The sequence below is a fragment of the Bradyrhizobium sp. AUGA SZCCT0182 genome (genome assembly GCF_018130185.1).
Lineage (GTDB): Bacteria > Pseudomonadota > Alphaproteobacteria > Rhizobiales > Xanthobacteraceae > Bradyrhizobium.
Genome location: NZ_JAFCLY010000007.1, coordinates 224,625 through 236,651, shown reverse-complemented (window position 1 = coordinate 236,651; position 12,027 = coordinate 224,625). Strand labels below are relative to the sequence as shown.

8 protein-coding genes and 1 pseudogene are annotated in these 12,027 nt (G+C 63.5%); 6 read left to right on the top strand and 3 right to left on the bottom strand.

What is annotated here, in order from left to right; translation table 11 throughout:
* Positions 1-610: 610 nt before the first annotated feature.
* Positions 611-1,465 (bottom strand): SDR family oxidoreductase, encoded by an 855-nt coding sequence (locus JQ611_RS11065; protein WP_212465441.1) that lies wholly within the window; start codon positions 1,463-1,465, stop codon positions 611-613.
* Positions 1,466-1,682: 217 nt separating this feature from the next.
* Between JQ611_RS11065 and JQ611_RS11060 the strand changes: the two are divergent.
* Positions 1,683-3,181, top strand: a pseudogene (locus JQ611_RS11060) (aldehyde dehydrogenase family protein).
* A gap of 175 nt (positions 3,182-3,356) precedes the next feature.
* Here JQ611_RS11060 and JQ611_RS11055 read toward each other — a convergent pair.
* Complete coding sequence (locus JQ611_RS11055) at positions 3,357-3,734, bottom strand: winged helix-turn-helix domain-containing protein (protein ID WP_212262959.1); 378 nt, start codon at positions 3,732-3,734, stop codon at positions 3,357-3,359.
* 136 nt (positions 3,735-3,870) lie between these two features.
* On the opposite strand from JQ611_RS11055, the gene JQ611_RS11050 reads away from it, so the two are divergent.
* The 3 genes from JQ611_RS11050 (at position 3,871) to JQ611_RS11035 (ending at position 7,828) form a co-directional block, all read left to right on the top strand.
* Positions 3,871-4,998, top strand: a complete 1,128-nt coding sequence (locus tag JQ611_RS11050) for an alkene reductase (RefSeq protein WP_212389174.1) — start codon at positions 3,871-3,873, stop codon at positions 4,996-4,998.
* 162 nt (positions 4,999-5,160) lie between these two features.
* Complete coding sequence (locus JQ611_RS11045) at positions 5,161-5,673, top strand: GFA family protein (protein ID WP_249133073.1); 513 nt, start codon at positions 5,161-5,163, stop codon at positions 5,671-5,673.
* A gap of 490 nt (positions 5,674-6,163) precedes the next feature.
* Positions 6,164-7,828: a thiamine pyrophosphate-binding protein gene (locus JQ611_RS11035; protein WP_212465440.1), complete on the top strand. Its 1,665-nt coding sequence runs from the start codon at positions 6,164-6,166 to the stop codon at positions 7,826-7,828.
* Positions 7,829-7,948: 120 nt separating this feature from the next.
* Here JQ611_RS11035 and JQ611_RS11030 read toward each other — a convergent pair whose 3' ends face one another.
* Positions 7,949-9,337: an LLM class flavin-dependent oxidoreductase gene (locus tag JQ611_RS11030; RefSeq protein WP_212465439.1), complete on the bottom strand. Its 1,389-nt coding sequence runs from the start codon at positions 9,335-9,337 to the stop codon at positions 7,949-7,951.
* 184 nt (positions 9,338-9,521) lie between these two features.
* Here JQ611_RS11030 and JQ611_RS11025 point away from each other — a divergent pair, with 184 nt between their 5' ends.
* Complete coding sequence (locus JQ611_RS11025) at positions 9,522-10,907, top strand: M20 family metallopeptidase (RefSeq protein WP_212262955.1); 1,386 nt, start codon at positions 9,522-9,524, stop codon at positions 10,905-10,907.
* Positions 10,908-11,071: 164 nt separating this feature from the next.
* Positions 11,072-11,917 (top strand): IclR family transcriptional regulator, encoded by an 846-nt coding sequence (locus tag JQ611_RS11020; RefSeq protein WP_212465438.1) that lies wholly within the window; start codon positions 11,072-11,074, stop codon positions 11,915-11,917.
* Positions 11,918-12,027 lie beyond the last annotated feature (110 nt).

The following is a 12,027-nucleotide window of genomic DNA, read 5'->3' as shown; positions in this document are numbered from 1 at the left end:
AAAAATATTTCTGTTTACCAGAACACAAATCAGGGGCATATATTCGCCCATCCCGTCCTACTCAGAAGGGCGTCGGCCGTCGTCACGGACGTTGGACGGGTTGCGGTGGACGCTGGTTTACGCCTCGACGACGGCGTGGATAAGCGTACGGCAAAACCGTGTGGTCCTGGCGCCCGTTGCAGGCGTCAAGCTGTTGGAGAAGCGCAAGCGGGAACGGCAGCGACGGAGTCAACCAAGAACTCGTCTCCGGGGAGAGCACGGCATAAGCCGTAAAGCCATTGCGCAGGGAAGGCCGGGTGTTCTCCGCTGCCCTGTATGCTCGTGTGCACTTTGTTTTGTGCAAACCGCACACGGGACCGCGGGTGCAGCGCGCATCCGGTCTTCCCTGCGCCCTCTCATTGAAGAGGGTAAGGAATTTCTGGCAAAGCTCGGGCGCAATACGTCGCGAGAATGCGAAGGCGTGTTTGCGATGCCCATCCACGTCGTCCCGGCCTTGAGCCGGGACCCATACGCCGCGGCCCATCGGTAAAAGCGCAGGCGTTAGAGACCTCCCGCAACAATAACCGTCACGGAGTATGGGTCCCGGCGTTCGCCGGGACGACACCGAGTTTTATCGCTCCCCCTTCACAAACCGCGCAAACGCCTCCGCATAATCCTTGTGCCAGCGCGACAGCGCGGGGCGGTTTTCAACGATGTCGCCGGCGGCCCACAGCATGCGCCGTTCGTCGAGTTGCCGCGGCACGTCATTGTCAGGGCACAGGATGTAGAAATCGCCGGCATCGATGCGTTCAATCATGAAGTCGACGGTCTGCTCGGGCGTCCAGGCACCATCAGGTTTCTCGGTGCGGCCGCGGGAGGTGAGGGCAGTGAAAACGTGACCGGGGATCATCAGGTGCGCGCTGATCTGGCAGCCATCGGTGTTACGCAGCTCATGCTGCAGCGCCTCGGTGAGCGCTTTGACGCCGGCTTTGGAGACATTGTAAGCGGGATTGCCGGGTGGCGTTGTAATGCCTTGCTTGGAGCCGGTGTTGATGATGAGCCCGGGCCGGCCGCGTTCGATCATGTGCGGCGCGAAAACCTGGGTGCCGTGGATGATGCCCCAGAGGTTGACGTTGAGAATGCGCTGCCAGTTCTCCAGCGGCCCAAAGCTGTTGCTGTCGGGGCCGATGCCGGCATTGTTCATCAGGATGTCGGTGCCGCCGAACCGCTTCTGCACCGCAGCTTCGAGCCTGGCGACGTCCTCAAACCGGCTGACATCGACCTCGGCGGTCATCACATCGGCGTCGCCGCCCTTGGCGACAGACGACAGTTTTGTGGCAACCTCCGCCAGCCGCGCGGCGCCGATATCGGCGATACAAACCTTCATGCCGAGGCCGGCGAACCGCATCGCGGCCGCAAGCCCGATGCCGGACGCGCCCCCGGTGATCACGGCGACATGATTGGCGGACATGGCAGGGTGGGGCATGCAGACTTCCTCCGGACACAAATCGGGTTACACTACTTATCAGCCCAAATCTTCATCAGGACAATATCGGCACGTACGAACCGGCATGGCAGGTCTTCATTTCCCGTCCCGCTTCCGGCGGCTCATTCCGCTTTACGGTTCGGAGCCCAACGATATAGTTATACAGATATAACGATCTTCATCACAATAACGGCTATCGATCCAAGGGAGTAAATACATGGCTGTATCACAGGCAATTCCGATCACGCGCCACCCCTATGCGGATGGTTCCTACAAGAAGATGCTGATCGACGGCCAATGGGTCGATGCGGCCTCCGGCAGGAAGTTCGAGACCCATAACCCGGCGACCGGCGAACTGCTCGCCACGGTGGCCGAGGGCGACGCCGAGGACATCAATCGCGCGGTGGCGGCCGCCCGCCGCGCCTTCGAGGGTCCGTGGAGCAAGGTCAAGCCGTTCGAGCGGCAGAACCTGCTGCTGAAGCTCGCCGATCTCGTCGAGAAGAATTTCGAGGAGCTGTCGCAGCTCGATACGCTCGACATGGGCGCGCCGATCAGCCGCACCCGCGGTACGCGGCTGCGCGTGCTCGGCATGCTGCGCTTTTATGCCGGGCAGGCCACCGCGCTGCATGGCGAGACCATCGAAAACTCGCTGCCCGGCGAGATATTCTCCTACACGCTGAAGGAGCCGGTCGGCGTCGTCGGCGCCATCATCCCCTGGAACAGCCCGCTAACCGCCAGCGTCTGGAAGATCGGCCCGGCGATTGCAACCGGCTGCACCGTGGTGCTGAAGCCGGCCGAGGAGGCGCCGCTGGCACCGCTGCGGCTCGCCGAACTCTGCATGGAAGCCGGCATTCCGCCCGGCGTCGTCAACGTGGTGCCGGGTTACGGCGAGACCGCGGGCGCGGCACTGTCCTCGCATTCCGGCGTCGACAAGGTCGCCTTCACCGGCTCGCACGTGACCGGGCAAGCCATCGTCAGGGCCTCCGCCGGCAACCTCAAGCGCGTGTCGCTGGAGCTCGGCGGCAAATCGCCTGATATCGTGTTCGCCGACGCCGACCTCGATGCGGCGGTGCCGGGTGCGGCGATGGCGGTGTTCGCCAATTCCGGCCAGAGAGATGCAGCGCGGGCACGCGGCTGTTCGTCGAGCACAAGATCTATGACGAGTTCGTCGGCCGCGTCGCCGAATTCGGCAAGAAGCTGCAGGTCGGCAACGGCCTCGATCCCAATACCCAGATCGGACCGCTGGTGTCGGCGGAGCAGATGAAGCGCGTCTCCAGCTATCTCTCGATCGGCCAGGAGGAGGGCGCCAAGGCGCTGACCGGCGGTACGCCGCTGACCGAAGGCGCGCTGTCGAAGGGCTATTTCGTGGCGCCGACGGTGTTCGCCAATGTGCAGGACAATATGCGGATCGCGCAGGAGGAAATCTTCGGCCCGGTGATTTCGGCGATCTCCTTTAAGGACACCGACGAGCTGATCGCGCGCGCCAACGCCACCACGTTTGGATTGGGCAGCGGCGTCTGGACCACCAATGTCAGCAAGGCGCATCAAATTGCAAAATCGCTGCGCGCCGGCTCGGTCTGGGTCAATTGCTACCAGGCGATGGATCCGGCGGTGCCGTTCGGCGGCTACAAGATGAGCGGCTACGGCCGCGAGTCAGGCAAGCAGCACCTGGAAGAGTATCTCAACGTCAAGGCGGTCTGGATCAAGACGGGTTAGGATGTTTGTGTCGTCCCGGCCTAGTGCGCAATTGCGCACGGGGGCCGGGACCCATACTCCGCGGCCCATCGGTGAGAATGCTGGCGTTAGATGCCTTCTATAACAACGAGCGTCACGGCGTATGGGTCCCGGCCCCCGTGCGCAATTGCGCACTAGGCCGGGACGACGAGTAGTGCTACCCCGCCCGCTTCTTCCGACCGATCTCGCTGCGCAGCGCCTGCAACTCCTTGCGCGCCGCGCTCGCGGCGTTGCGTTCGATCTTGCGGTAGCGCTTGACCAGCGAGATGCCGAACGACGTCAGCACCGCGCCGCCGCCGTTCTTGCCGCCGGTCTGCCGCTCGACGGCGGCCTGCCGGCAGATGCGGTTGATCTCGTCGACCAGATCCCATGCCCGCTTGTACGACATCTCCATCGCGCGGCCGGCGGCCGAAATCGAGCCGCATGTGTGGATATTCTCCAGCAGCTGGATCTTGCCCGGCCCGATCCGGGCGTTTGCATCCAGATCGATGCGTACGCTGAGCGAAGGAAGCGATTTGGCACTCGATTTCGGCATGAAATGCTTGCTCACTACATCGGTTCGAGCGGGCTACCGCTTCGCTTTCAAAACAAAGCTGCTCCAGTCTTTTACGGGCAAGCGGAACCGGTTACATACTCGTATGAATACGGAGAAGTTGGAGTTCCACACCGGCATGAATTACCCATCATTGTTTTCCCCGCTGCAGATCGGTCCCTACCAGCTCAAACATCGTCTCGCCCTGGCGCCGCTGACGCGGATGCGGGCGGAAAAGCCCAGCCTCGCGCCGCGGCCGCTGAACGCGGAATATTACGCCCAGCGCGCGACGCCGGGCGGATTGCTGATCGCCGAGGCCTCGCCCGTGATGGCGACGGGGTATGGCAGCCCCGGCGTCCCCGGAATCTATACCGAGCAGCAGATCGCCGGCTGGCGAAAGGTCGTCGATGCCGTTCACGCCAAGGGTGGCGTGATCTTCCTGCAGCTCTGGCATGTCGGCCGCGTTTCGCATTCCTCGTTCCAGCCCGGTGGCGTGCTGCCGGTGGCGCCCTCGGCGGTTACGATCCCGCCCGATCTGAAGACCGGGACGGCGGACGGCAAGGCCGTGACCTACGAGACGCCGCGCGCGCTCGAGACCTCCGAAATCCCTGATGTGGTCGATGCCTACCGGCAGGCGGCGAAGAACGCGCTTGCCGCCGGCTTCGACGGCGTCGAGATCCATGGCGCCAACGGTTATCTGATCGAGCAGTTCCTGCAGTCGCACACCAATCTTCGCACCGATCAATATGGCGGCGGAATCGAAAACCGCACGCGCTTCCTGATGGAAGTGACGCAAGCCGTGATCGAGGTCTGGGGCGCGAGCCGCGTCGGCCTGCGGCTGTCGCCCTACGGCATCGCCAATGGCAGCGGCGAGCCCGACCCGATGCCGCTCTATAGCCATGTTGTGCAATCGCTCAATCCGCTCGGGCTCGCCTATCTGCATTTCATCGAACCGCGCTCCAGCGGCGCCGGCCGCGCCGAGGTCAACCATCAGAACGTGCCCTCGGCGATGGTGTTGTTCCGCCCCATTTGGAAAGGCGTGCTGATCACGGCCGGCGGCTTCACCGGCGAGACCGCGAATGCCGCGATCGCGGCCGGCCATGCCGACGCGATCGCGTTCGGGCGGATATTCATCTCCAATCCGGATTTGCCGCGCCGCCTGCAACGCGGCTTCCCGCTGACGCCCTATAACCGCGCGACCTTCTATGGCGGCGACGTCGCCGGCTACACCGATTACCCCGCGCACGACGAGTTGGCGCAGGCGTGACCGTCATTGCGAGCGAAGCGACCTGTCCGCCGTAGCTCGAAGAGCGAAGGCGGAAGCAATCCATCTCACCACGTAAGGAAGTATGGATTGCTTCGTCGCTTCGCTCCCTTGCACAAACGCTTTGCGTTTGTTGCAGGCAATGACGAAGCGTGAGGATCGAGCATGTTTCCGGAAGAGGAAACCGAAAAGAAAAAGGCAAAACCGGTGGCGGTGGGCAAACCCGCCGCCGGCCAATGCCTGTGCGGCAAAGTCTGCTTCGAAATCGACGTGCCGGCGCGCTGGGCCTGGCACGATCATACGCCTTCGAGTCGCCGCGCGCACGGCGCGGCCTACGCGACCTATGTCGGAAGCTGGCGCAAGCGCTTCCGCATTACCAAAGGCAAGACCTCCATCACGCGCTATGAAGACAAGGCCACGAAAGCCGCGCGCAGCTTCTGCAGCAGCTGCGGCACGCCCATCGCCTACGAGCGGCCGCGCTCGCCGCACATGGTCAACATCCCGCGCGCGCTGTTCACCGGCCGCACCGGCCGCCAGCCGCTGTATCACATCGCGATCGAGGAGCTACAGGAATGGGCCTATACCGGCGAACCGCTGGTGCCGCTGAAAGGCTTTCCCGGCGTGGTCTGGCAGCGCTCGAAAAAGAAGAAACGCGGTGATCGCGAGGGGATGTTCTGATCTGCAGCCCTTCGCGCGATGCCGAGTCCAGTAACTCGGGGTGCGTCTTACGGCTGATGTTCTAGAGGGCAAAATGTATGAAAAGTATACCTCCCATCCAATTGATCCCTGAGCCGTTAACCGATGAGGCTCGAAACCTGCCAAAATTCAAATGGGCTTCTAAAGAGATCGGGGCGAGGCATCGGCTTGGCGGCGAGCCGCAGTTCCTGCAAAATGAACAATGGCCAAATTGCCCGGCTGGGCACGGAAGGATGACATTCTATGGCCAACTGGATTCCATAAATGACGACATCTGCATTGCTGACTGTGGCATGATCTACGTGTTCATGTGTTTCGATTGCTATGAAGCGACGTCGATAGTTCATTCAAATTGAGCCCGGGGCACTGGCCACGCAATGCAGCCATGACCGCGCTCCATTTGATCTCACCATTGCCGATCGTCATGATGGCTTGATCCCGAAAGGTCAACGAGCCGCGGGCAGGAGGAAATATGAAGAATCGCATTACCGGACGCTCGGCCTTTCTCGCGCTGCTGAAGGACGAGGGCATCACGCATCTGTTCGGCAATCCCGGCACCACCGAACTGCCGATCATGCACGCCCTGAAGGATCATCCTGACCTCACCTATGTGATGGCGATGCAGGAGAGCCTGGTGGTCGCGATCGCCGACGGTTACAGCCGCGCCTCGGGTAAGCTTGTCGCCTGCAACGTCCACGTCGCGCCCGGCCTCGGCAACGCGATGGGCTCGCTGTTCAACGCGGCCTTCACCGGCACGCCGATGATCCTCACCGCGGGCCAGCAGGAACAGGGCCACGGGCTGATGGAGCCGGTGCTGTACGGCCCGCTGGTGCAGATGGCGGAGCCCTTGGTGAAATGGGCGGTCGAGGTGACGCGGCTGGAGGATCTGCCGCGCATCGTGCGCCGCGCCGCCAAGATCGCAACCACGCCGCCGACCGGGCCGGTGTTCATTTCGCTGCCCGGCGATATCCTCAACGCCGAAGCCGGCATTGAGCTCGGCCGCTCCACCCGCGTCGATACCCGCGTCAAACCGTCGGACGAAGCGCTCGGGGCGCTGGTCGCGCGCATCCTCAAAGCCGAGCGGCCGGTCATCATCACCGGCGACGAGATCGTCAAGAGCGACGCGCTAAAGGAAGCCGCGCAGTTCGCGGAAACGATCGGTGCGCCGGCCTATCAGTGCTCGACGCCTTACGGCGCACACTTCCTGTCGGAAAGCCCATGCTTCATGGGCGCGCTGTCGCGCCTGCAAAAGCAGGTTCGCGAGGTGCTGTCGCCCTACGATCTGATGATCGTGCTCGGCGCAGATCCCCTGCGCATGTCGGTCTACAGCGAGGTTGATCCGTTGCCCGATGGACTCGGCATCGTGCAGATCGGCCTTGTCGACTGGGATCTCGCCAAGAACTACGGCGCCGAGATCGCGCTCAAGGCCGATGTGAAGGAAACGCTGCGCGCGTTGGTGCCGGCGCTGAAGGCCGCCGGCGGCGGCGCGCTTGAGACGCGTGCGAAGCAGGGCGTGGCCGCGCTGGCGCCAAAGAACTGGACCGCGAAGCGCAAACCGCTGATCGAACAGATTGCAAAAGCCAGCACCAAATCGCCGATCGATCCGGACTGGTTGGCGCTGCAGGTGGTCGAGGCGATGCCTGACAATGCGATCCTGGTCGACGAAGGCCTGACGTCGTCGCGGCAGATCCTGGCGTTGCGGCCGCATCGTGATCGCTACGGCTATCACGCGCTGGCCTCGGGCGGCATCGGCTGGGGACTGCCGGCCTCCGTCGGCGTCAGCCTCGCCAATCCCGAGCGCCCGGTGGTGTGCTATTCCGGCGACGGCAGCTCGATGTATTCGATCCAGTCGCTATGGACCGCGGCGAACCACAAGCTGCCGCTGACCTTCGTGATCGTCAACAATGGCGGCTACCGCATCATCAAGCAGCGCCTGCTCGCCTTCCACGGCGACGATCATTATGTCGGCATGGACTTCGTCGATCCGCCGGTCGATTTCACCGGGCTCGCCAAATCGCTAGGGCTGGAAGCTGTGCGCGTCACCGATCCCGGCCAATTGAAGTCCGTGCTGTCGTCGGCGATTGGTCGCCCCGGCACCAAGCTGATCGAAGTCGTGGTGAGTAATTCGGTGAATTGATTGAATGCTGTCGTAGGGTGGGCAAAGGCGCACTTGCGCCGTGCCCACCATCCATCCAGATCTCGGTCTCCAATGGTGGGCACGCTTCGCTTTGCCCACCCTACGGACTACGGAGACGGTCTACCCCGCCGCCTTCACCCGCGCACCCGGCCGATACTGGCTCGCCGGGTGCTGCGCCGTCAGCCTGGCGCGGCCCTCGCCGAACAGCTTCTCGCGCAGCGTGCCCTCGGCGTACGCGCTCTTGTATCGTCCGCGACGCGTCAATTCCGGCACCAGCATGTCGGCGATATCCTCGAAATCGCCGGGCGAGGTCGCGAAGGCGACGTTGAGGCCGTCGACGTCGGTCTGCTCGAACCAGGCCTCGATATCGTCGGCGACCTTCTCGGGCGTGCCGACCACGACGGGTCCGGCGCCGCCGATGCCGACATGCTCGACGACTTCGCGCACGGTCCAGACCCGGTCCGGATCGGCGCGGGTGACGTTATCGAGCGCGGTGCGGCCGGCGTCGTTCTGGACGTGGCGGACCTGCTGGTCGAGGTCGTAGCTGGAGAAATCGACGCCGGTCCAGCCCGACATCAGCGCAAGCGCACCCTCGGGATTGATGTGCTTGCGATAGTCGGCGTATTTCGCCTTCGCCTCCGCCTCGGTGCGCCCGAGGATGATCGTCATCATGCTGAACATCAGGATCTCGGCCGGGTTGCGTCCGATCTCGCGTGCCAGGTCACGGATCGCCGCGACGCGCGGTCCGATGATCTTGGCCGACGGGCCCGACATGAACACGCATTCGGCGTGCCGGGCCGCGAACTGCCGGCCGCGCGGCGAGGTGCCGGCCTGGTACAGCACCGGCGTGCGCTGCGGCGACGGCTCGCTCAGATGAATCGCGTTGAGCCGGTAATGATTGCCCTCATGCGAGACGGGATGCACCTTCGCAGGGTCAGCGAAGATGCCGCGCGCGCGGTCGCGCAGCACGGCTTCGTCCTCCCAGCTGCCTTCCCAGAGCTTGTAGACCAGCTCCATATATTCATCGGCGATCTCGTAGCGGTCGTCATGCGCGGTCTGCTTGTCCTTGCCGGCACCGCGCGCGGCGCTGTCGAGATAGCCGGTCACCACGTTCCAGCCGACCCGTCCCTCGGTGAGGTGGTCGAGCGTCGACATCCGGCGCGCGAACGGATAGGGCGGCTCGAACGACAGGTTGCTGGTGACGCCGAAACCGAGATGTTTCGTCACCGCCGCCATCGCCGGGATCAGCATCAGGGGTTCGTTCGCCGGGGTCTGCGTAGCGTTGCGCAGCGCCGCGTCGGGGCTATTGCCGAACACGTCATAGACGCCGAGCACGTCGGCGAGAAACAGACCGTCGAACCGCCCGCGCTCCAGCGTCCTGGCGAGATCAAGCCAATAGGGCAGGCGGTTATAGTCAAGGGTACGGTCGCGCGGATGGGTCCACAGCCCGGGCGATTGATGCGCCACGCAGTTCATGGCAAAGGCGTTGAGCCGGATCTGTTTCTTCATGATGGTGGAACCTTGGGTATTCCCCGATACGCCGCCGGGTCGGGTACCGGGTTGTTGGCGGAAACTGTTGCATTCCATGAGGGTTAGCAAGGCCCTATTCGGCGCAACTCGCGCTACTTCCAGTAGATGAGTTGTCTGGCTACACTAACGAGTGATACGTTCGCGAGCGCGAAAGGAAAAAGACATGGCAACGAGAGCCGACGCGATTGAAAATGTGCGTCAGCAGTTTCACTCCGGCGAATTTCTCGCCGAGCTCAACCGCAGGGTCGGTTTTCCTACGCAGAGCCAGGAACCGTTGCCGGGCGATCCCTTGCGCGCCTATCTCGTGGAAGGACTGCAGCCTGCCTTTGAAGAGCTCGGGTTTTCGACCCGGCTGATCGAGTCGCCGATCGGCAAGGGCCCGTATCTGCTGGCAGACTATCGCGAGGATCCGTCATTGTTGACGGTGCTCTCCTACGGCCATGGCGACGTCGTGGGTGGCATGGTCGGTGAATGGCGCGACAATCTCAACCCGTGGCAGACCACGACCAAGGGCGATCGCGTCTACGGCCGCGGCACCGCCGACAACAAGGGGCAGCACAGCATCAACATGGCGGCGTTGCGCGCCGTCCGCGAAGCCCGTGGCGGCAAGCTCGGCTTCAATGCCAAGTTCATCATCGAGACCAGCGAGGAGATCGGCTCGCCAGACCTGGCTGAGGTCTGCGAATCGCTGCAGCAGGAACTTAAGGCCGACCTGTTGCTCGCTTCCGATGGTCCGCGGCTTTCGGCGGATCGTCCCACCATCTTCCTTGGCTGTCGCGGCGGCGTGCGAATTCATCTCGACGTCAACCTGCGCGAAGGCGGCAATCATTCCGGCAATTGGGGCGGCCTGCTCGCCAACCCCGCGACCATCCTGGCAAACGCCATCGCCGCGCTGGTCGATCACAGGGGGCGGATGAAGCTCGACATCATGAAGCCGCCGCGCATCTCGAACCTGATCCGCGCAGCACTTGCCGATGTGGAGGTCGAGCCCACGGCGGATGAGCCGCAGGTCTCCGAGAATTGGGGCGAGGATGGCCTGTCGGCCGCCGAACGGGTCTATGCCTGGAACACGCTGGAAGTGCTGGCGATGTCATCGGGCAATATCGAGCAACCGGCGAACGCCATCCCGGGCGTAGCTCGCGCCGTGCTGCAGCTTCGCTTCGTGGTCGGCACCGAATACGAAAAGGTGGTCGACGCTGTCAGGACCTATCTGCACGCCAATGGCTTTCCGATGGTGGATGTCAGCGGCCAGCAGAGGTTTGGCGCGTCGCGTACCGATTTGGATAGCCCCTGGGTCAACTGGGCGGCGAACTCGATCCGGCAGACCACCGGAAAGGCGCCGGCGATCCTGCCGAATATCGGCGGTTCGCTGCCCAACGGCGTCTTTGCCGAAGGGCTCGGTCTGCCGACGATCTGGATTCCGCATTCCTATCCCGGCTGCTCGCAGCACGCACCGGATGAACACATCCTCCTGCCGGTCACCGAGGAAGCGCTGGCCATCATGGCGGGCCTGTTCTGGGACTTGGGCGAGATGCCGCGTAGACCGTGATGCCGGCAATGGTTCGCGTGACGGAATAAGAACGATGCTGCGGCGCGAAAATGCCGTTTCGTGCTATAAAATTTAGCTCAGCGTATCGTCAGGCGAAATATTGCTCTGTCGCCCGCGCGCCGCGCTCTCTAGGATCAGGGGAGCGCGATGCGGGGAAGGGCGGCATGAACGCGACGTCACCTAAGAAGAAGCCATCGCTGTCCGTCATCGGGCAGCCGGCCAATTTCAACGCCATCCAAAAAGTCTGCGCGATCCTGCGTGTGCTGGCGCAGAACGCTCCGCTGCGGCTGACCGAGATCGCCGACGTCACCTCGCTGAACAAGGCGACGGCGCTGCGCATCCTCGGCTCGCTGATCGAGGAGGGCTTTGTCACCCGCGTGACCGGCGCAAAAACCTACGAACTCGGCCAGGAGGCGCGGGTGATGGCGGTCAGCGCGCGCCGCACTGTCGACATCGCCGAACTGGCGCAGCCGAGCCTGCTGCGGCTTTCGGGGCGATCGGCCGATACCGCGCTATTGTCGGTGCGCAGCGGCGTCGAGGCGCTGTATCTGGCGCGTTCCGTCGGCAGCCATCCGTTGCAACCCAATTACCTGCAGATCGGCAGCCGGCGGCCGCTCGGGGTCGGAGCCGGCAGCCTTGCGCTGATGGTGTGGCTGCCGGACGCCGAGATCGACGCCATCATCGAAATCATCATGCCGCGGCTGGCGAAATCGCCGCGTATCACATCGAAGTATCTGCGCGAGCGGATCGTCGCGGCGCGCAAGCATGGCCACACCGTGCAGATCGACGTCGCGCTTCCCGGCATGGGCGGGGTCGGCGTGCCGATCCGCGACGATGCCGGGCAGGTGATTGCGGCGCTGAGCGTCGGCGCCTCCAGCGACCGGATCAGGCGGCGCGAAACCGAGCTTGCGGAGATGTTGAAGAAGGAAGCGCTGATCCTGACACGGGCGATGGCGCAGCCGGCGAAACCGGGTGCGCTCAAGGTGATCAAGACGAGCCAGGGGGCTTGAGGGATCAAGCCCCTTCATCCAGCGCGACCAGCTCGCGCATGCTCAGTCTGAGCGTTCAACTGACCTGGGCCTATAATCAAGGTAAGCTATAGGTCGCGGTGGCTTGCGAA

Excerpts from the sequence above, each read along its gene's own strand:
- JQ611_RS11065 (WP_212465441.1), bottom strand. The coding sequence starts at position 1,465 with ATGCCCCACCCTGCCATGTCCGCCAATCATGTCGCCGTGATCACCGGG.
- JQ611_RS11055 (WP_212262959.1), bottom strand. The coding sequence starts at position 3,734 with ATGCCGAAATCGAGTGCCAAATCGCTTCCTTCGCTCAGCGTACGCATC.
- JQ611_RS11050 (WP_212389174.1), top strand. The coding sequence starts at position 3,871 with ATGAATTACCCATCATTGTTTTCCCCGCTGCAGATCGGTCCCTACCAG.
- JQ611_RS11045 (WP_249133073.1), top strand. The coding sequence starts at position 5,161 with ATGTTTCCGGAAGAGGAAACCGAAAAGAAAAAGGCAAAACCGGTGGCG.
- JQ611_RS11035 (WP_212465440.1), top strand. The coding sequence starts at position 6,164 with ATGAAGAATCGCATTACCGGACGCTCGGCCTTTCTCGCGCTGCTGAAG.
- JQ611_RS11030 (WP_212465439.1), bottom strand. The coding sequence starts at position 9,337 with ATGAAGAAACAGATCCGGCTCAACGCCTTTGCCATGAACTGCGTGGCG.
- JQ611_RS11025 (WP_212262955.1), top strand. The coding sequence starts at position 9,522 with ATGGCAACGAGAGCCGACGCGATTGAAAATGTGCGTCAGCAGTTTCAC.
- JQ611_RS11020 (WP_212465438.1), top strand. The coding sequence starts at position 11,072 with ATGAACGCGACGTCACCTAAGAAGAAGCCATCGCTGTCCGTCATCGGG.